Here is an 18,467-nt window from a genome sequence, read left to right on the forward strand (position 1 = left end):
TCTCTTATCCTCCTACAAAGTCTCCTCCGTTGATGTGAATTACTTCTCCGGTGATATAATCTGCATCCCTGGAGGCAAGGAAAACATAAGCGGGAGCAACTTCTGACGGCTGCCCTGCCCGTTTCAGAGGAGTATCTTTTCCGAATGTTGAAAGATCATCAAAGGTTTCTTTCACAAGCGGCGTCCATATGGGACCGGGAGCAACTCCGTTAACCAGGATTTTCTTTTCGGCAAGATTGGTTGAAAGTGATCGTATGAAAGATAAAATGGCGCCTTTAGTGGCTGCATAATCAATCAGATGATCACTTCCCCTGTATGCCGTAACTGAGGTGGTACAGATGATCCGGCCTCCTTCCCCTATTAAAGGTAAAAAATCTCTTGTGAACGAAATCATGGAAATAATGTTGGTATTAAAAGTTTCCTGAATCTGCTTATCTGAAATTTTTTCAAGACTGCTTTTTGAGGTATGAATTCCGGCATTATTGACGAGAATATCCAGATTATTCCATTCTTTTTTTACCTTATCCGCACATTTTGTCCTGAATGCTTTTTTAGTAAGATCACCTTTTATAAGAATACATTGCCGGCCTTCATTCTCAATCAGTTTTTTGGTTTCTTCAGCATCATCATCGCTTTCTTTATAAATAATTGCAATGTCAGCTCCTTCTCTCGCAAAGTGAACTGCTACGGCCTGTCCTATTCCGCTGTCTCCACCTGAAATAACAGCTTTTTTTCCAAGAAGTTTCCGGCTTCCCTGGTAATCTTTACGGATAATCTCAGGAAAAAGCCCTTCCTCAGGGACTTTCGATTTAGATTTTGACTTGTTCTGTGTTTTCATAAGCAAATCTTTTCCCTAAACTCCATCAAACAGCAAGCCGAAATAGTCAGTAAAAAAATGGGAAAGGGTAAAAAGGCAAGATTGCTAAAAGACTAAAAATCAAATTTGTCTTTTAGCAAGTCTGCTATTTAGCCTTAAATTTTAAGAATTATAAGCTTCTTCCAGGTCTTTTATAATAATCTTCTGCATTTTCATCATTGCCTGTACTGCTTTCCGGCTTTTTGCCTGATCAGGATCATTCATCAGCTGGATGAGTCTTTTCGGAACAATCTGCCAGCTTACTCCATATCTGTCTTTCAGCCAGCCGCACATGCTTTCTCTTCCGCCTTCAGAAGTAAGTGTGTCCCATAGATGATCGGTCTGCTGCTGGTCATCTGTCATAATGACTATGGAAATTCCTTCATTGAAATCGAACTGATGATCGTAGGAATTATCCATACAGAAGAAACTGTATCCATCAATGGTAAAATGGGCGTGCTGTATATTTTCGGCAGGTTCGGGTATGGAATGTCCTTCTCCTCCATCACCATATTTCAGGATATTTCCAATACTGGAATTGGGGAAAGTTTTGGTATAAAATTTCATAGCTTCCATAGCTTTTCCGTTATTCTGATGGATGAACATCATGGTAGGAATAATTCTCTGGGATTCGGGTTTGTCTCCTAAAAACAGCTGCCAGGTAACTCCGTATTTATCCTGTACCCATCCGTATTTTTTGCTCCATGAATAAGAATCCAGGGCCATAAGGACAATTCCGCCTTCTGTTAATTTGTCCCAGTATTTTTGTACCTCATCTTCGGTGTTACAGATCACCATAAAGGAAATAGAGGGATTGGTCTTAAAATGGGGACCTCCGTTCAGCAGCATCAGTTTCTGCCCGAACAGGTCAATGTTCATTACAACAGGTGTATCTGCAGTAACTTTCCCGTCAAAGACTTCGCAATAAAATTCTGCGGCTTCTTTTGATTCTGTATCAAACCATAGACAGGGAAAAATATCGTTATTCATACTATTCAATTTAGGGGTGAAAATATAGTTTTGTTCATCATGACTTGCAAATATATCAGTAATGATGAGATTTCTGGTAGTGTAACAGTCAGTTTTTGAAAGAAACCCGGTGTTCTTTCATATGATCTTTCAGTTTCTGCATGGCATTCCTTCCGAAACCATGAAGCTTCATGATCTCTTCCTCGGAATAGTCCGAAAGTTTTTCAAGAGAATCAATTTTTTCTCTTTCCAAAGCTCTTCTGGCCGGTAATGCAATAATCCCGGACAGGAAATTGCTGTTCTTGATGACATGATTAACAGCACAAATAGAGACTAAGGATTTTGCCATTATAACCAGATTTATCATGACTAAAAATGAGTATTTTAATGGTTTTCAACATATTTGTGAAAGTTGTTCAGGATAGCATACCAGCCGTCCCGCTGCATTTCCACGGAATTCTGTGTTTCAGGGTCGAAAATTTCGGTAACCTTCGTGGTGTTTTCGTCAATCTTATCAAAAATGACCTCAACTTTACGGCCGTCTTCCATATGGTATTTAATGACTGAATTCGGGACTACCTCATCATAAAATCCTTCAAAATCGAAACCGAAACTTTTATCTTTTGCTTCCATTCTGGTTTTGAATTTTCCTCCGACTCTTAAATCATTTTCTGAGCTGGGGCACTGCCAGGATTCATGGGCAAAATTCCATTTTGTGATATGTTTGGGTTCATTAAAATAATTCCAGACTTTTTCTACCGGAGCTAAAATGGTGATATCTATTTTAATCGGATCCATAGTTTTACTTTTTAAATGTTTAGGTGAAAAGGCAGCCCGGGGTAGGACCGCCCTTGAATAATTTAGTTAAATATAAGATTATTTTGTATATTCTTCGTTATAGTTCACCATCCAATGAACACCGTATTTATCCTGGAAGCTTCCGAAATAATCTCCCCAGAACTGGTCTTCAATGGGCATTTCTATGTTTCCGCCTTCAGAAAGACCTTTGAAAAGCCTGTCTGCTTCTTCCTTTGATTCCGGGAAAATGGATACATAGTTATTATTTCCCACGTTGAGGGTCTGTCCGAAAGCGGGAACAATATCTGAAGCCATAAGAAGATCATTCCCGATAGGCAAAGCAATATGCATTACCCTGTTTTTCTCTTCATCTGATAAATTTTCGGTTCCGGGAGCGTTACCCATTTTGTGAATTTCACCGAGGAATTCTCCTCCGAAAACTGATTTGTAAAAATTGAAAGCTTCTTCTGCTTTTCCGTCAAAATTCAGGTATGGATTTAATTTTGCCATGATTTCTTGTTTTTAAATGTTGTTATTAATTTAGTGTATGCTTTATTTTAAATTGAATCATTAAAAGAATAGCACTTTCATCTTAATGGTTTAAAAATTTAACGGCTTCATTCACTGTCAGGTCTATCAGATTCTTATCTGTATTTCCTCCAAAATCAGCCATCATATAGGAGCCGTGGGTTGCCGGAAGGATCATTAGCTGGGATCCGGGAACCAGACGCCACATTTCTACAGCATGTTCAGGTTTCATTACATCTTTGTCTCCGGTTATGAACAGTGCAGGAGCTTTTATTGATGTTAAAACTTTTCCGTCCCAGTCTTCAAAGGTCTGCATCCTTTTACTGTCTTTATCAAACATGTTTTCGAGCTTTGAAAAATCAGGGTTCAGGTTAAGAAAATTGATTTTAAGAGGTTCGGGCATTGAATCTAATGTGGCTTCTGCCATACTTTCAAAGAAACCGTCCATCATTCCTGCTCTTTTATAAAATGAGGATGCAACGATAATCTTTTCTGTTATTTCAGGATAAAGATGAGCGATCTGCATTACTGTGTTTCCACCGTTGCTGAAACCCCAGAATGAAGCTTTTTCAGTATGAAGTTCTTTTAAGAGGGCAGCTACGTCATGAGCGTCCTGTTCAAAGGTTTCGGGGATATCACGGTGATCTGTCATTCCGTGATTTTGCAGATCAATTCCTATTAACTGAAACCGGCTTTCAAGTCTGGAAATGATCTCTTTAAAATCAAATAAGATTGAAGATCCTCCGCCATGAACCAGTACCAAAGGTTTTCCGGAACCGTAGATTTCATAATACATCCGGATTCCGTTGACATGCTTGTAGCCTTTTTCCTTAGGTTCCATCAGTTAATATTTTAGATTTTCATCAACGTCATATTTCATTCCAGGATAGTCAAGGATTCTTCTCATCAAGCCGATCTGTCCGCATAAATAATCTTCACGGCCAATGCACATTCCTGCGAAATTGAGTTTGGTTTCACGGACGAAAGGGATATTCATTCCGATTTCAAAAATTTCATCCAGTTCCTCATCAGTAACTTCTAAAAGTTTCCGGTAAACTTTTGAAGAAATGTCATGAAAGTTTTTTTTAAGCTCTTCAAGACCTGGATAATTGTAGTTTTCATCCAGTGCTTTTCCCTGAAAGAAAAGGTCGCTGTAAGGATCTTCTTCTCTGAGGCCTAAAACCCAGCCCAAGCCATAGCGCATATTCACAAAGTTTCCTGCCATCCAGGCAATATGATTGGTTTTCCCGTCGATTCTTTTCAGAGCGTCTTCTTCCGAGATTCCTTCCAAAGCATTGAGAAAACTTTGGGAATGCATCCTGTAAGCCGGAATAACAAGCTCTATTTTTTTTGATTTTGGTGTGTCCATTTTTTGATTTTTTAGTTGTTTTAAAAATGATATCTTTCTGAATAAGGAACGTGAAGCCCTTCTTCTGCAAACTTCCTTAAAATCCTTAAATATAAGGCCCAGCAGAAAGAGCTTTGCCTAAAATGCCCGTTGGCAGATTTCCAACCTGTGTGATAGAAGCTTATCTCAGTACCGTTTCCTTCTCCCTTTAAAGTAAAGCCAACTTTTGTTCCCAGCCAGTCTGCATCTGCATCCGTCATGAGAAATTCAATTTCATAAGGAGGGTTGAATTTTGAAATTTTACCTTTCCAGATATATTCTTTAGAAAATTCAAAGATATACTCTGAATTAAGTTCCGGAATGCCCTTAGAATAATGGGTTCACCACTCATTAAGAAACTCGGGAACGGAAACCATCCGGAATACATTTTCCAGTGTATCATCAACTTCCAGATCATGGAGAATAGAGAAGGAGTTTTCCATTTTTTAGATTTTAAATATTTTTTTCTTTGGCTGATTGTTAATCAAACTGTATTCAACACTATTTTATGGCTCCTGGTTTTCCTAAAATTCTTCTGAGATAGCCCAGCTGCCCGCTGTGATAAATTTCGTGGAGACAAAATATAGCTATGTCATTAATCGTTTCGGGGTTAAAACTTTCGATGGTTATCAGTTTTGCTTCCAGTTTATCCTGAGATTGCTGCAGGTAAGATTTTAACTCTTCAAAAGTAACCAGTTCATCTTTTCTTTCCAGTGGAAGTGCGCCTCTGTTGTAGCAGGAAAATTTTTCGTTATCCCAGACAGATTCTTCACCTAGCGTATTCAGAAATGCATTTCTTATGTAGATGAGATGTCCCAGAATCCAGTTCATACAATTGGCTTCACCGTTCGGAAAGACCATCGATTCTTCATGGGTAATACCTTCGATATTCATTGAAATAACCTTATAGTTACTGAATACCTGAACTTTCACGATCTCAATATCGTTTGATTTTGTTTCCATGACTGTAGATTTTTATTCTTATCTGTTGTTGATATTACAGATAAGGCAGATTTTATTACAGGAAATAAGCAATTAGAATTCCGCAGGCATCTGGGAAATATCCGCAAATGTAATATTCCAGCCGTGCCCGTCTATATCCCAGAAAGAATTCTGGTACATCCATCCGTAGTCCTGAGGATCTTCATGTTGCGAAGCTCCGTTTGCAAGAGCGGTATTTACTACCTGATCCACTTCTTCGCGGCTGTTCAGACCAATGGCAACAAGAACCTGTGTGGTATCTCCTTTCGGAACCGGTCTTTCGGAAAAGGTCTGGAAATATTCTTCTGTAAGAAACATCACGTAGATGCTGTCTTCTTTCATCACTACGCAGGTTGCTTTATCATCTGAAAACTGTTCATTGATTGAAAATCCCAGTTTGGTCCAGAATTCTTTTGTTTTCTGTACATTCTTTACCGGAAGGTTGACGTAAATTTGATTGGCTTTCATAATTGTAATTATTTTGTGTTAAACTTTTAACCAAAATTACCAAGCCTTTGCGAAAATCAACTTGCCATAGGACAAGATTTAATTTTTCTTCGGATGAGAAACAATTTCTTTACGGATACGGCTCAAAGAAGTATCTGTAACCCCAAGATAGGAAGCAATCTGTTTGAGAGGGGCAAATTGCACAACCTGTGATTTCTGCTCCAAAAGGTTAAGGTAACGCTTAGTAGCGGAAAGGGTAAACATTTCTACGGAACGCTGTTTGTAGGCAAAAAGCTCTTTTGACATCCAGGCTCTTCCCCATTCTCTGAGATTGGGTATTTTGTGGAACAGTTCCTGAAATGTTTCAAAATCAAATCTCCAGCATTCACAGTCCGTAATGCAGACAATATTTTCCTGGGACGGAATTCTCTGAAAAAGTGACAAAACTTCAATAATGATCTCGTTATCTGCAAAGAAATGGGTAGTTACTTCATTTCCGCTAAAATCATTAACATATGAACGAGCCAGGCCTTTCTCCAGAATATAGTATTCATTAGCTGTTTTTCCTTCTTCAAGAATAATATCTCCTTTCTGAAAGGATACTTTTTCGTGAGCCTGAAATATTTCATCAAGCTCTTCATCGAGGAAAAAAGGGAAATCATAACAGATTTCCAAGGCTTTACTGTTCATTGAATACGTGTTTTTTAAGGCTTTAAAAATATAATTTTTAATTGAATCCCGGATAAAAAAAATTAAACAAATTGATATAATACTCTAAGAAATTCTTATTTAAGTATATTATTTATGGTTGTTTTTATTTTTTCTAAATAGTTAAACAGTGTTGTTTGAACCACCCCGTCAAATCTTTGATTTGCCACCCCTCCGGAGGAGGGGAATTACCATCTATTCAAAAGTAGAGGTTATAATACTTTATGACTTGAAAGAATCAGGCTCTTATAGTTTCATATCAGAATAGGGAAAGCTGGATCGGTTTGGGATTTCCAGGTGGTTTTGCATCTCCAAAGACGGTTTTTCCTCCAAAGCGCCATGAGTTCTGCCTTTCTTCTTCTATTACCTGTTGGATATCGAAATCAGGGGTAAAATCTTTTTCAGTATCTGCGACAATCTGGTGCAGCTTATTCAAAGTATTGAGTTTATCGGAATTTCCGAGCTTAGACTTTTCAATTCCTTTTCTGAGAATGCTGATGCTTTCATCGTAGGTTTTGGTTGGAACCGGAAACGGGTGACCGTCTTTTCCCCCATGGGCGAAAGAAAATCTTGCCGGATCTGCAAACCGCGAAGGCGCTCCGTGAATCACTTCACTTACCAAAGCTAAAGACTGCATGGTTCTTGGCCCTACCCCTTCAAGCATCAAAAGATCTTCAAAATTTTGGGGCTGTTGTTCACGGGTTACATACAAAAGTGCTCCGAGACGTTTCAGGTCAACATCTGAAGCCTGTACATCATGATGAGCAGGAAGAATTAACCTTGAAAAATCTTTCATGACATCAATGGAATCGGTATGTGAAATATCCAGAATTCCTTTCCTGTTTTCTGAGGCATCAGCATCCGTGAGATTAAGAATTCTTCCTCTTGAAATTCCGTTGATTCCCGTGTGGGGCTCTTCAATAAATGATCTGATTTTTTCTGAATGCCAGTGATAACGTCTTGCAGTACCATCGGATTCATGCATTCCCTGCTGTACTACACTCCAGCTTCCATTGTCTGCCAGAATAAAATTATGCAGGTACAACTGATACCCATCCTGGATAGCAGTATTATCTACTTTAGCAGAAAGTTTACTGGCTTTTACCAGCTCATGACCATTCAAACCTGTTTTATCTGCAATCTGAATCAGTTCTGAAGGAGTATCCCTGGAGAATTTTCCTTTTCCGCCACAGATATAAAGACCCAATGATTTTGAATTAGGGTTGATGGAACGTTTCAAAGCACCCATTACGGAAGTTGTAATTCCTGAAGAATGCCAGTCCATACCCATCACGGCACCAAAACTCTGAAACCAGAACGGATCTGCAAGTCTTCTGAGAACTTCATCTTTTCCATAATCCATCAGGATCACTTGAATAATGGAAAGCCCGAGTACGGACATACGTTCATACAGCCACGGCGGTACTTTTCCGTAGTGTAAGGGTAAATCTGCAGTTCCTGAACGTTTCATGATATAAAGGTAATTTTTTAAACACAAATGACACTAATTTTTACACTAGCCTCACTATGAATATTTTAGTTAATTTATCTAATAGATGCTTCGACAAGCTCAGCATGACATTTCTAATACTAACCTGATTATATTACCCATCCTTAAAGTTATTGGGGCACATAAAATTCTAAATGCTTATGTTTTTCTTCGTCAAATTTTTCATTGAAAATAATTTTATTCCCGAAAGGATCGTATACTGTAAAAGCTACAGCATCATAAAATGTTTTTTCCAGGCCTGGGTAATTGTATTTATATTGTTTATCTATCAGTTCTTTATGGTATTCCGCAACACCTTCGCCCCAGATAAAAATTCTTGTTCCCGGAGTTCCGTCTCCATGATGTTCGCTTAAATGAAAAACAATATTCCCTTTTTTTATTTCCATATAAAGAGGAGCGCTATCTTCCGGCTGGTCTCCCCATTCAATTTCAAAACCCAGCCAGTCTACATAAAACTCAATGGTTTTCCTGTAATCGAAAATTCTAAGGATAGGAATTACCTGCTCTGCTTTCATATTTCTATTGTTTTAATTAATCCTGTTTATGTTCAAGTATATTGATCAGATTTCCAAACGGATCTTTTACAAAAAATCTTCGGACACCCCAATCTTCATCGGTAATTTCATAAGTGATCTCGAAATCTTCCTGCTTTATTTTTTCATAGAGTTCATCTGCATTATCTACCTCTATTGAAAGTAAGGGAACTTCCGTATTGTCTCCACCCTGCGTGGCAAAACTTACCTGAACTCTTGCCTGTTCATTATTCCCGAAGGTTTTAATCCAGCCATGATCCATTAAAATCTCAAGACCCAGAATATCCTGATAAAAATGATCTGCCTTTGACAGGTCTTCGGCCTTTATGTTCGCGACAATTCTCTTTATCATTGAAATTATATTTAGAAATTCTTACGGCCTAAAAAGCCTTGCGGATACAACTCTCACAAGGCTTTTTATTCAAATTTTATTTCAGATCTTTATTTTAATGCGGAAAGAGCTGCTTCATAATCAGGCTCATCTGCAATTTCAGAAACCTGTTCTGTATAAACCACTTTATTATCAGCATCTGTTACAATCACAGCACGGCTTAAAAGTCCTTTCAGCGGAGAGTCAGTAATCGTTACTTCATAATCATCCCCAAAGCTGCTTCTGAAATCAGAAAGGGTTTCCACATTGTTCAATCCTTCAGCTGCACAGAATCTTGTTAAGGCAAAAGGCAGATCCTTAGAAACGTTGATTACAACCGTATTATCCAGATTGGAAGCTTCTTCATTGAATTTTCTTGCTGAAGAGGCACAGGTAGGCGTGTCAATACTTGGAAAAATATTGAATACTTTTTTCTTTCCTTCAAAGCTTTCAAGCGTTTTCACGTTTAATCCTGAATCTACCAGAGCAAAATCTTTGATTGTAGTTCCTACTGACGGCAAAGTACCTATTGTGTTTACTGCGTTTCCTTTTAATGTGATATTTGACATAATCTATTTTTTAGTTTTTCAAATTTACTCAAAATAGGAAATTTTTCGCCCAAATAAAGGTTAAATAATTCTTAAAGTGAAAATAAAAGTCCCTATTTCTAAAATTAACTTTTCAGATTCAAATTTTAATTATATTCGCAATCCAAAAAATAACATTTATGCGAAAAAAAATTACTCTGCTTCTTTTTGGAGTGCCTGTTTTTGGTTTCGCCCAGTCTGTGATCGGCAATATTAATTCCGGGGCAGTTTCTGAAACCAATTTCACACATTCTGTAGGAGAAATTTATGTAATCCCAACAGACCCTGACCAGGCTAATTCAGGGACAATGGGAATGCTCTATCAAACTGTTTTACAGGTTCTGGGTGTTAAAGAACTTGAAAAAGACCACATTAAAATCTATCCGAACCCTACCACTGATTTTGTTCATATCACTTTGAGTTCAAGTTCCAAAATTGAAGAAGCTGAAATATATGACACAGCCGGAAGACTTGTTTTAACAGTTAAGCTGGACAATGGAAAGCTGGATCTGCGCAGCCTGAATGCCGGAATTTATATGGTTTCATTCAAAAATCCGGATATCAAGCCTATTAAAATCATTAAAAAACCTTAAAAAAACATTTAAACATGAAAAAATTCTACGCTGCATTAAGCTTATTTACAGCAATATTGTTAAGCGCACAGGTTCCTCAGGCTTTCAGCTACCAGACTATTGCATTTAACGCTTCGGGGGTGCCAATTGCCAACGGAAATGTATCTTTAAAAGTAAGCATTTTAGAGAATACTGCTACGGGAACTGTTTTATATACTGAAACTCATAACAAAACAACCAATGCCAAAGGATTGGTTAACCTTAATATCGGACAGGGAACGCCTTCTACCGGGAATTTCGGGAGTATCAACTGGGGCACCAATTCAAAATTTGTAAAGGTTGAAATGGATCCTCAAGGAGGTTCAAATTACACAAATGTGGGAGTCAATCAACTGATGAGTGTTCCTTATGCCCAGGTAAGCAAAACCGTTGTTACAGGGGCTGGTCAGGGAATTACTTTGGTTTCTCCGAATGGTACTAATTACACATTAAACGTAAATGATTCAGGAACATTGAATTTACCTGTGAGTTCTAGCTCCAGCACTCAATTACCAGCTAATTTATATATGTACGGAAGTTATAATAATTTCACTGCCACTTCAGCAGACTTGATGCGAAATGACGGAAGCAGGATAGGATATAAATATTTACCGGCAAATACACAGATCAGGTTCATTGCTGCACAGAATGCCAGTGCACAAAATTATGGTTCAGACGGTCAAACTAACCTGGTTCCCAACGGAAGTGTTTATAATATTTCTTCCAATGGATTTTATAAGATAGAAATCACGAACTTTATAGGGAACCCTGTAAAAACATTTAATTTCAGCCCGGGTATCAGCTTAAATACCAATGGTTCCGGTGCTGCAGTTGTTTCTCCATTAAGCTATAATCAGGCAACAGGAAAATTTTCTTTTAATCTCACCGGTGTAACTTCATCAAATTTCACAGGATTCACAATCAGCCTTTCTCCCGGAGGATCCACAAGTACTGAAGTTCTAGGAGATAACCTGAGCGACGGAAACTTTGATATTAATGGTACGCCTATTTTGATTCCCAATCTTACTTCAGCTCCAAAAAATTTCAAAATTGAATTTAATATTAATTTTGACGCTACCGGAACTTATACAATTACACAAATATAGATTAAAGAGGCACAGACCTCTTTTTTTATGCAAAATAACTTCATAAAACAATCATATTTAGTAAATTTGTGAATCTAAAAAATCAAATAATAAATACACAGTATAATGTCAGACAAATCAAAAATCTATTACACTCTTACGGATGAGGCTCCAATGTTGGCAACACACTCGTTTTTACCTATTGTAAAAGCTTTTACAAAATCAGCAAACATTGAAATTGCAGTTCCTGATATTTCTTTGGCTGGAAGAATTTTAGCCAATTTCCCTGAGTTTTTGAAAGATGACCAGAAAATTGGTGATGCATTGGCTGAATTAGGTCAATTGGCAACCCAACCGGATGCAAACATTATCAAATTACCGAATATTTCAGCTTCAGCCCCTCAGTTGGACGAAGCCATCGCTGAATTACAGTCTAAAGGATTTGCAGTTCCTAATTATCCTGCAGAACCTAAGAGTGATGAGGAAAAAGCAATCAAAGCCAAATATGCAAAAGTTCTGGGAAGTGCGGTAAACCCTGTATTAAGAGAAGGAAATTCTGACAGACGTGCTCCAAAAGCCGTTAAAAACTATGCAAAAGCCAACCCTCATAAAATGGGTGACTGGGCTTCAGACAGTAAAACAGACGTTGCTCACATGGATGGAGGAGATTTCTACGGAACTGAAACTTCAACCACTGTAGAAAACGCTGCAAAATTCAAAATTATATTCAAAGGTAATGATGGCGCCGAAACTTTACTGAAAGATTTCGCGGGTCTTCAGGCCGGAGAAGTGATTGATTCTTCTGTAATGAATTTAAAATCATTGAAAGCATTTGTTCAGCAGGCTATTGATGAGGCTAAAAACAGAAACGTACTTCTTTCCGCCCACCTTAAAGCTACGATGATGAAAATCTCTGATCCTATTATCTTCGGAGCCATTGTGGAAACTTATTTCAAAGATGTTTTTGCCAAATATGCTGAAACATTCAAATCTTTAGACATTAATCCCAATAACGGTCTTGCTGATCTTTTCGAAAAAATCAAAGGAAATGCCCAGGAAGCTGAAATCAAGGCTGACATTGAAGCTGCTTTAGCTAACGGACCAAGAGTGGCTATGGTAAATTCGGACAAAGGTATTACTAATTTCCACGTTCCTTCCGACATTATTGTAGATGCTTCTATGGCTGCTTTGGTAAGAGGCGGCGGTAAAATGTGGAACAAAGACGGAAACGAAGAAGATACCGTATGTATTATTCCTGACCGCTCTTATGCAGGTTTCTACCAGGCTGTTATTGATGATATGAAAGCTCATGGAAAACTGGATCCTACTACAATGGGTTCTGTGCCAAACGTAGGTTTAATGGCTCAGAAAGCTGAAGAATATGGTTCTCATGACAAGACTTTCCAGGCATCAGCTGACGGAACTATTGAAGTTCAGGACGAAGCAGGAAATGTTCTTCTTTCTCAAAAAGTAGAGACTGGAGATATTTTCAGAATGTGCCAGACTAAAGACGCTCCGATCCAGGACTGGGTGAAATTGGCGGTTAACAGATCAAAACTTTCTGATACACCTGCTATTTTCTGGTTGGATAAAGGAAGAGCACACGACAGAGAAATCATCAAAAAAGTAGAAAAATACCTTAAAGATCATGATACTACAGGTCTTGACATCAGAATTCTTGACGTAAAAGATGCTATGACTGAAACGCTTAAGAGAGCAAGAGAAGGAAAAGACACGATCTCTGTTTCAGGAAACGTATTGAGAGATTATTTAACGGACCTTTTCCCAATTCTTGAATTAGGAACTTCCGCAAAAATGCTTTCCATTGTTCCGTTAATGAACGGTGGAGGCTTATTTGAAACAGGTGCCGGTGGTTCTGCTCCTAAACACATTGAACAATTCCTGGAAGAAGGTTATTTAAGATGGGATTCTCTAGGTGAATTCTTAGCTCTTCAGGCTTCATTAGAGCATTTGGCTCAGACGCAGGGAAATACAAAATCCCAGGTTTTAGCTGATACGCTGGACGAAGCTAACGCTAAATTCCTGGCTACTGATAAATCTCCTGCAAGAAAAGTAGGTCAGATTGATAACAGAGGTTCTCATTTCTATTTAGCAATGTATTGGGCTGAAGCTTTGGCGAACCAGACTGCAGATGCTGAACTTGCCTCCCGTTTTGCTCCCGTAGCTGCCGCAATGCAGGAAAATGAAGCTGTAATTAATGCTGAATTAATTGGTGCTCAGGGAAAACCTCAGGATATTGACGGTTATTATAAAACTGATACGTACAAAACGTATGCAGCTATGAGACCCAGCACCGTTTTAAATGAAATCATTGACGGAATTTAATTTCCTGAGTTGATATAAATTGAAAAGTCCCTTTTTTAAGGGACTTTTTTTGTTTTTTATAAGTACAGGCATATTTTGATCCCTGTGTTGACTAAAGCCATCAGTTGAAATACGCTGAAACGCCAGATCATCATCAATTCACAGGTTAGAAATTCCGAATCCGATACATCATTTGTTTCCGGCTGAATAAAAATATGATAACATTTGCAAAACTTTCATATCATCATTTTTTATGAATTTATTGCATTCAAAATTATAAAATCAAAGAATCCATTTGTGTTCCCCCAATCAGGTAATTACTTTTTCATTTTCTACTTATCACGTCATTACTTTGGTTGGGGACTTTTAATAAAAACAAATCCTCCCGGAAATGAGAGGATTTATTATTGAAAACTATGTTGCAGAAAATGTAAGTTTCATATATAACTCATCCGGATATTAATTCATAAAGCTCTCCGGAATCCATTCATAAGCATTATCTTTCTTCTTTGTGAAGCCAAGTCCCGGCCACGGAAGATGATAGGCAAAAGCTTTGGTTTTAGTTTCCGCCAGTTGCTGAAGTAATTTTCTGCGGGATTCTGTAGCAATATCCAGGTCCGTATCCCCCGAAAATCCCCATTCAGGATGTGGGAAAAGAATAACGTCAGAATGGATCAGATCTGCAATATACATAAGCTTTTCATTACCCGAAGAAATACTCATAACCGTAAGACCCGGGGTATGTCCCGGAGCCAGCTGAAAACTGAAATGATCATACAAAGGCTTTTTAAAGTCATAGAATTTCAGCTTTGGGCGGATTGTTTTCAGGATATTCTGAATGGGCGGAATAATCTGGTTAAGGAATTCCGGCTGATTTTTCAGAAAACTGTTTTTAAAATCTTTAATGGAAGTCTGAAGCCAGAAATCATATTCAATCTTTGAAATATAGATATCTGCATTGGGGAAAACCAGGTTATTCTGTTTATCTACTACTCCACCAATGTGATCAGGATGGGCATGAGAGATAAAAATATCCGTGATATCTTTTGGAGAAAATCCGGCCTTTTGCAAGCTTTTCAGAATAAATCCGGTTCTTTCATCTGCAAAAATGCCCATTCCGGTATCCAGCAGAATCAGCCTGTTTTTTGTTTTGACAAGCATCAGGTTCATGGCCATGTCTATATAATCATCCGAACGGAAATTATCCCTTAGAATTGCCTTTAACTGAGGTACATCTGCTCTCGGGGCAAATGTTTCAATGCTTTTCTCGCGAATATATCCGTCCGTAAGAATAAAGAGTTCAAGCTCTCCAAATTTTATCTTTTTAAAGGCTGAAAGGTCATCTTCAATGCGTGATGAAGAAATTTTAGTGCCTGCAAAAACATCGGAAAACGGAACAAAGCTTAATGCTCCGGCCATCAGTCCGTTTTTTAAAAGTTCTCTTCTGTTCATAATCAAATGTGTTTTTTTAACTTCCTGATCCCCAAATGATATTCAGGAATCAGGAAGCTGGAGATTTAATTGTTTACTAATTTCATGGAGCCTTCGGTATATCTTTCCCCTACGTTAGGGTATTTTTTCAGAAGTGCATCTATTGTTTCAAGATCTGACGGTGACAGGTCAATATTTATAGCTTCAATATTTTCTTCAAGATATTTAATTCTCTTGGTTCCCGGAATCGGAATGATGTCTTCACCCTGGTTCAGTACCCAGGCTAAGGCAAGCTGAGTTCCTTTTACGCCTTTGGACTCTGCAAATTCATTGATTTCTCTTGCAAGATTCCTGTTATTTTCCAAATATTCCGCCTGGTAACGCGGCAGTGACTTTCTGAAATCTTCATCCCCAAAATTCTGTACTTCGTTGATATTGGCAAAAAGTCCTCTTGCCAACGGAGAATAAGGCACTAAGGTAATACCCAGCTCTCTGATCGTTGGAAGTATTTCGTTTTCCACATCTTTGGTAAGGATAGAATATTCTGACTGCAATGCCGTTATCGGGTGAATTTTGTTTGCTTTTCTGATGGATTCGGCAGAGGCTTCTGATAGTCCGAGATATTTTACTTTTCCTTCTTTAACCAATTCTGCCATTGCTCCTACAGTTTCTTCTACCGGAATATTCGGATCTACTCTGTGGGCATAATAAAGATCAATGGTATCGATTTTAAGCCTCTGAAGGCTCAGATCAACAGCCTGTCTGATCCATTTCGGAGAACCGTCAAAATAAGTTCCCGGGGAACCGCTGTGGCTTGCTTTTCCATCTTTAAACCTGAATCCGAATTTGGTAGCAATAAAGATCTTATCCCTGTTCGGAACCAGTACTTTTGAAATGAGTTTTTCATTTTCTCCTGCGGCATACATATCTGCGGTATCCCAGAAATTGATTCCTAAGTCCAATGCTTTATGAAGGGTGCTGATGCTTTCCTGCTCATCCGCCGGTCCATATGCAAAGCTCATTCCCATACATCCTAAACCTATTGCAGATAACTGCTCTCCTGTGTTTCCTAATTTTCTGAATTTCATAATTGCTGTGATTTTAAATTGATGAAACAAAATTAGAACAAGAACGGAATGAATGGAATATAGAATTCAAACTAAGAATTATAAAATTCAAACAGATGCTGTTCTTACAGAATTGGGAGCCAAGCCGGTTTGTTTTTTAAAGAAATTGGTAAAATAAGCAGGTTCTTCAAAGCCTAATCCATAGGCAATCTCGGAGATGTTCCAGTCGGTATGCTTAAGCAAAGCATGGGCTTCCTGAATAACCCGTGAAGCAATCTGCTGGCTGGTTGTTTTCCCCGTCATTTCTTTTACAGCACGGTTTAAAGAATTCACGTGCACCGAAAGACTCTGGGCATAGTCATTAGGAGTTTTCAGTTTCAGAAATGCTTCGGGGCTGTCTATAGGAAACTGCCTTTCCAACAGTTCCATAAACAGTGATGCAACTCTTTGGGAAGCATTCTGATAAGATTCAAAATTTTCTGCGGGCTGCATTTTCATGGTTTCATGAATCATAAGATGAAGGCAGGCACGAAGCATATCGTATTTGTGGAGATATTCGCTCTGAATTTCTGTCATCATCTTGATAAAGAGTTCCGAGATCACTTTTTGCTGTTCTTCATCAACAAAGAAAATCGGGGTTCCTCCTATTTTAAAGAGCTGTGAATCCAAAAGGTTTCCGAGACGTGTTCCATTCTGAAGAAACTGGTCTGTAAAAAGGCAGAACCATCCCGTCTGGTCTTCATCGTCTGCGTCCCAGGAATATGGAACCACCGGATTTGAGAACAAAAGTGCAGGGCGGTCTACATGGATCCATTTGTCTGCATAATGGAGTTTTCCTTTTCCTATGATGAGCGAGATTTTGTAATAATCCCTCCTGCTGTAAGGGGTTAACAGTGAACAGCTTTCACGCGAAAAAACATTGAAATGTCCTACACCGGGAGTTGTAATAGCATCTACCCTTTCCATAGAGGCGTTACGTAAGTAAAATCCTTTTATTGTTTCTTTAGATTCCATACTGCTAAGTTATAAAATTCAAACAAATAAAATATTCCTGCCACGGAAAATAAAAATGACCGGCAGGTGCCGGTCATTTAAATTAAATATATAATTGACAACTGGTTTAGTGATGATGTCCGTTATTTTTCTTCTCTGCTTTATATGCTTTGGATTTCTGGCCTTTATATTTCTTGTAATTGTTTTTATTTTGGTTGTAAACGGCTACAGGGTTCTGTCCTTTGTAGTATTTCTTTTTAAACTTACCATATTTTTCTCTTCCCAGTATTTTTTCTATTTCGGAATAACGGTCTTCTTTCCATCGGTCCGGATTGCTTACGTATACCCTGTTCCAGGAATCATAATCATGATATCTGTCGTTTAGAGCATTCAGTTGATTGGTCTGTGCCACAGAAAGCAGAAGGTCTGTAGCTACTGTCTGCCAGTTGATGTCTGTAATACTTCTTCTGTAATCGTTGTAATAATCTGATTGTGCATAAGTGAGGCCAAATGTACCTGCAAGCATGAATGCGATTAATATTTTTTTCATCTCTTTAGCTCATTTTAAAGTTAAACTGTTTTAGTTGAGTCAATTAAAATGCCAAGCTTTTTATATGCATTCCCAATTTTTGTTAAACAAAGCATAACTAATTGATAATCTGAACACAAATATCAACCAGATTGCATTTCACATGATAAAAAAAAAGTTTTCATGAAGGGTTTACTCATAACAACAGTGAATTATTCATTATTAATAAGTATAATTTCAAACGTATACAGCCCAATCTTATCACTTCGTTGTGAGAGTCAGTTTTGAATATAAAAGAGTTTAAAATTAGTTAAGATTCCCCAAAACCTGTGTTTTGTATTATTTTAATTCGTAATTTTAAGAGTGATAAGTATAAATCCGGGAGGATTGTGATGTCGCCAGATTATCAAATGCTATGGATTAAATGAAGCAGGCTGTTTAACCCAACTAAATTTTAATTATTATGGAAAATATAAAGTTTGAGATATCACCATATCAGGACGAGCTGCAACTGCTGATTGACGGACAAAAAGCAGGATATATGTCTATAAAAATTGACGGAAGACTGCTGATTGTTTATTATACTAAAATTATTGAGGAACGCGAAGGTCATGGGTACGCGAAACTTCTTCTTGATGAACTGGTGCGTTATTCCGAAGAAAAAGATCTTTTGGTAGATCCTGAATGTGATTTTGTACGCCAGCAGTTTGAAAATCATCCTGCAAGATACAAAGACATCTGGCATGCCTGAA

General features: G+C 38.0%; 23 protein-coding genes. 4 read left to right on the forward strand and 19 right to left on the reverse strand.

Translation table 11 applies throughout. The features are described 5' to 3' along the window. Positions 1–4: 4 nt before the first annotated feature. The 15 genes from HNP36_RS07285 to tpx all read right to left on the reverse strand — a co-directional run bounded on the left by HNP36_RS07285 (position 5) and on the right by tpx (position 9,656). On the reverse strand, positions 5–838 hold the full coding sequence (locus HNP36_RS07285) for an SDR family oxidoreductase (RefSeq protein WP_184158956.1): 834 nt from the start codon (positions 836–838) through the stop codon (positions 5–7). Positions 839–979: 141 nt separating this feature from the next. Continuing rightward, complete coding sequence (locus tag HNP36_RS07290) at positions 980–1,846, reverse strand: VOC family protein (protein WP_184158954.1); 867 nt, start codon at positions 1,844–1,846, stop codon at positions 980–982. Between the two features lie 88 nt (positions 1,847–1,934). Beyond that, positions 1,935–2,174, reverse strand: coding sequence for a DNA-directed RNA polymerase subunit alpha C-terminal domain-containing protein (locus HNP36_RS07295; RefSeq protein ID WP_228456285.1), 240 nt, complete (start codon positions 2,172–2,174; stop codon positions 1,935–1,937). Positions 2,175–2,209: 35 nt separating this feature from the next. Then, positions 2,210–2,623 carry an SRPBCC family protein gene (locus HNP36_RS07300; protein ID WP_184158949.1) on the reverse strand — a complete coding sequence of 138 codons (414 nt, stop codon included), beginning with the start codon at positions 2,621–2,623 and terminating at the stop codon, positions 2,210–2,212. Between the two features lie 78 nt (positions 2,624–2,701). Continuing rightward, on the reverse strand, positions 2,702–3,133 hold the full coding sequence (locus tag HNP36_RS07305; protein ID WP_184158947.1) for a VOC family protein: 432 nt from the start codon (positions 3,131–3,133) through the stop codon (positions 2,702–2,704). A gap of 82 nt (positions 3,134–3,215) precedes the next feature. Beyond that, entirely contained in the window at positions 3,216–3,992 is a 777-nt protein-coding gene (locus tag HNP36_RS07310) for an alpha/beta fold hydrolase (protein ID WP_184158945.1), read from the reverse strand. Between the two features lie 3 nt (positions 3,993–3,995). Beyond that, positions 3,996–4,520: a DinB family protein gene (locus tag HNP36_RS07315; protein ID WP_184158943.1), complete on the reverse strand. Its 525-nt coding sequence runs from the start codon at positions 4,518–4,520 to the stop codon at positions 3,996–3,998. A 20-nt stretch (positions 4,521–4,540) separates the two neighbouring features. After that, positions 4,541–4,861, reverse strand: coding sequence for an SRPBCC family protein (locus HNP36_RS07320; RefSeq protein WP_184162189.1), 321 nt, complete (start codon positions 4,859–4,861; stop codon positions 4,541–4,543). A gap of 178 nt (positions 4,862–5,039) precedes the next feature. Continuing rightward, a complete protein-coding gene (locus HNP36_RS07325; RefSeq protein ID WP_184158940.1) occupies positions 5,040–5,501 on the reverse strand; it encodes a hypothetical protein in 462 nt (153 codons plus the stop codon). 72 nt (positions 5,502–5,573) lie between these two features. Beyond that, positions 5,574–5,987 carry a VOC family protein gene (locus HNP36_RS07330; protein ID WP_184158938.1) on the reverse strand — a complete coding sequence of 138 codons (414 nt, stop codon included), beginning with the start codon at positions 5,985–5,987 and terminating at the stop codon, positions 5,574–5,576. Between the two features lie 78 nt (positions 5,988–6,065). Beyond that, positions 6,066–6,656, reverse strand: coding sequence for a Crp/Fnr family transcriptional regulator (locus HNP36_RS07335; RefSeq protein ID WP_184158936.1), 591 nt, complete (start codon positions 6,654–6,656; stop codon positions 6,066–6,068). Between the two features lie 277 nt (positions 6,657–6,933). Beyond that, positions 6,934–8,145: a DUF763 domain-containing protein gene (locus HNP36_RS07340; RefSeq protein WP_184158934.1), complete on the reverse strand. Its 1,212-nt coding sequence runs from the start codon at positions 8,143–8,145 to the stop codon at positions 6,934–6,936. A 149-nt stretch (positions 8,146–8,294) separates the two neighbouring features. Then, entirely contained in the window at positions 8,295–8,699 is a 405-nt protein-coding gene (locus HNP36_RS07345) for a glyoxalase superfamily protein (RefSeq protein WP_184158932.1), read from the reverse strand. Between the two features lie 16 nt (positions 8,700–8,715). After that, positions 8,716–9,069 carry a glyoxalase superfamily protein gene (locus HNP36_RS07350; protein WP_184158930.1) on the reverse strand — a complete coding sequence of 118 codons (354 nt, stop codon included), beginning with the start codon at positions 9,067–9,069 and terminating at the stop codon, positions 8,716–8,718. Between the two features lie 89 nt (positions 9,070–9,158). After that, positions 9,159–9,656, reverse strand: coding sequence for a thiol peroxidase (tpx, locus tag HNP36_RS07355; RefSeq protein WP_184158928.1), 498 nt, complete (start codon positions 9,654–9,656; stop codon positions 9,159–9,161). Positions 9,657–9,814: 158 nt separating this feature from the next. Between tpx and HNP36_RS07360 the strand changes: the two genes are divergently transcribed. The 3 genes from HNP36_RS07360 to HNP36_RS07370 all read left to right on the forward strand — a co-directional run bounded on the left by HNP36_RS07360 (position 9,815) and on the right by HNP36_RS07370 (position 13,716). Continuing rightward, entirely contained in the window at positions 9,815–10,267 is a 453-nt protein-coding gene (locus tag HNP36_RS07360) for a T9SS type A sorting domain-containing protein (RefSeq protein WP_184158926.1), read from the forward strand. A 14-nt stretch (positions 10,268–10,281) separates the two neighbouring features. Beyond that, positions 10,282–11,391, forward strand: a complete 1,110-nt coding sequence (locus HNP36_RS07365) for a hypothetical protein (protein WP_184158924.1) — start codon at positions 10,282–10,284, stop codon at positions 11,389–11,391. 105 nt (positions 11,392–11,496) lie between these two features. Further along, entirely contained in the window at positions 11,497–13,716 is a 2,220-nt protein-coding gene (locus HNP36_RS07370; RefSeq protein WP_184158921.1) for an NADP-dependent isocitrate dehydrogenase, read from the forward strand. Between the two features lie 438 nt (positions 13,717–14,154). On the opposite strand, the gene HNP36_RS07375 is transcribed toward HNP36_RS07370, so the two are convergent. The 4 genes from HNP36_RS07375 to HNP36_RS07390 all read right to left on the reverse strand — a co-directional run bounded on the left by HNP36_RS07375 (position 14,155) and on the right by HNP36_RS07390 (position 17,736). Further along, on the reverse strand, positions 14,155–15,147 hold the full coding sequence (locus HNP36_RS07375) for an MBL fold metallo-hydrolase (protein ID WP_184158919.1): 993 nt from the start codon (positions 15,145–15,147) through the stop codon (positions 14,155–14,157). Positions 15,148–15,212: 65 nt separating this feature from the next. Then, complete coding sequence (locus HNP36_RS07380) at positions 15,213–16,214, reverse strand: aldo/keto reductase (RefSeq protein WP_184158917.1); 1,002 nt, start codon at positions 16,212–16,214, stop codon at positions 15,213–15,215. Between the two features lie 87 nt (positions 16,215–16,301). Continuing rightward, positions 16,302–17,207: a helix-turn-helix domain-containing protein gene (locus HNP36_RS07385; RefSeq protein ID WP_184158915.1), complete on the reverse strand. Its 906-nt coding sequence runs from the start codon at positions 17,205–17,207 to the stop codon at positions 16,302–16,304. Between the two features lie 106 nt (positions 17,208–17,313). Further along, positions 17,314–17,736: a hypothetical protein gene (locus HNP36_RS07390; RefSeq protein ID WP_184158913.1), complete on the reverse strand. Its 423-nt coding sequence runs from the start codon at positions 17,734–17,736 to the stop codon at positions 17,314–17,316. Between the two features lie 442 nt (positions 17,737–18,178). Here HNP36_RS07390 and HNP36_RS07395 point away from each other — a divergent pair, with 442 nt between their 5' ends. Then, the gene (locus HNP36_RS07395; protein WP_184158910.1) at positions 18,179–18,466 is read left to right on the forward strand and encodes a GNAT family N-acetyltransferase; all 288 of its coding nucleotides are present in this window, start codon (positions 18,179–18,181) and stop codon (positions 18,464–18,466) included. The last annotated feature ends 1 nt before the right edge of the window (position 18,467 follow it).

The sequence above is a fragment of the Chryseobacterium shigense genome, assembly GCF_014207845.1.
GTDB lineage: Bacteria > Bacteroidota > Bacteroidia > Flavobacteriales > Weeksellaceae > Chryseobacterium > Chryseobacterium shigense_A.

Excerpts from the sequence above, each read along its gene's own strand:
- HNP36_RS07285 (WP_184158956.1), bottom strand. The coding sequence starts at position 838 with ATGAAAACACAGAACAAGTCAAAATCTAAATCGAAAGTCCCTGAGGAA.
- HNP36_RS07290 (WP_184158954.1), bottom strand. The coding sequence starts at position 1,846 with ATGAATAACGATATTTTTCCCTGTCTATGGTTTGATACAGAATCAAAA.
- HNP36_RS07295 (WP_228456285.1), bottom strand. The coding sequence starts at position 2,174 with ATGGCAAAATCCTTAGTCTCTATTTGTGCTGTTAATCATGTCATCAAG.
- HNP36_RS07300 (WP_184158949.1), bottom strand. The coding sequence starts at position 2,623 with ATGGATCCGATTAAAATAGATATCACCATTTTAGCTCCGGTAGAAAAA.
- HNP36_RS07305 (WP_184158947.1), bottom strand. The coding sequence starts at position 3,133 with ATGGCAAAATTAAATCCATACCTGAATTTTGACGGAAAAGCAGAAGAA.
- HNP36_RS07310 (WP_184158945.1), bottom strand. The coding sequence starts at position 3,992 with ATGGAACCTAAGGAAAAAGGCTACAAGCATGTCAACGGAATCCGGATG.
- HNP36_RS07315 (WP_184158943.1), bottom strand. The coding sequence starts at position 4,520 with ATGGACACACCAAAATCAAAAAAAATAGAGCTTGTTATTCCGGCTTAC.
- HNP36_RS07325 (WP_184158940.1), bottom strand. The coding sequence starts at position 5,501 with ATGGAAACAAAATCAAACGATATTGAGATCGTGAAAGTTCAGGTATTC.
- HNP36_RS07330 (WP_184158938.1), bottom strand. The coding sequence starts at position 5,987 with ATGAAAGCCAATCAAATTTACGTCAACCTTCCGGTAAAGAATGTACAG.
- HNP36_RS07335 (WP_184158936.1), bottom strand. The coding sequence starts at position 6,656 with ATGAACAGTAAAGCCTTGGAAATCTGTTATGATTTCCCTTTTTTCCTC.
- HNP36_RS07340 (WP_184158934.1), bottom strand. The coding sequence starts at position 8,145 with ATGAAACGTTCAGGAACTGCAGATTTACCCTTACACTACGGAAAAGTA.
- HNP36_RS07345 (WP_184158932.1), bottom strand. The coding sequence starts at position 8,699 with ATGAAAGCAGAGCAGGTAATTCCTATCCTTAGAATTTTCGATTACAGG.
- HNP36_RS07350 (WP_184158930.1), bottom strand. The coding sequence starts at position 9,069 with ATGATAAAGAGAATTGTCGCGAACATAAAGGCCGAAGACCTGTCAAAG.
- tpx (WP_184158928.1), bottom strand. The coding sequence starts at position 9,656 with ATGTCAAATATCACATTAAAAGGAAACGCAGTAAACACAATAGGTACT.
- HNP36_RS07360 (WP_184158926.1), top strand. The coding sequence starts at position 9,815 with ATGCGAAAAAAAATTACTCTGCTTCTTTTTGGAGTGCCTGTTTTTGGT.
- HNP36_RS07365 (WP_184158924.1), top strand. The coding sequence starts at position 10,282 with ATGAAAAAATTCTACGCTGCATTAAGCTTATTTACAGCAATATTGTTA.
- HNP36_RS07370 (WP_184158921.1), top strand. The coding sequence starts at position 11,497 with ATGTCAGACAAATCAAAAATCTATTACACTCTTACGGATGAGGCTCCA.
- HNP36_RS07375 (WP_184158919.1), bottom strand. The coding sequence starts at position 15,147 with ATGAACAGAAGAGAACTTTTAAAAAACGGACTGATGGCCGGAGCATTA.
- HNP36_RS07380 (WP_184158917.1), bottom strand. The coding sequence starts at position 16,214 with ATGAAATTCAGAAAATTAGGAAACACAGGAGAGCAGTTATCTGCAATA.
- HNP36_RS07385 (WP_184158915.1), bottom strand. The coding sequence starts at position 17,207 with ATGGAATCTAAAGAAACAATAAAAGGATTTTACTTACGTAACGCCTCT.
- HNP36_RS07390 (WP_184158913.1), bottom strand. The coding sequence starts at position 17,736 with ATGAAAAAAATATTAATCGCATTCATGCTTGCAGGTACATTTGGCCTC.
- HNP36_RS07395 (WP_184158910.1), top strand. The coding sequence starts at position 18,179 with ATGGAAAATATAAAGTTTGAGATATCACCATATCAGGACGAGCTGCAA.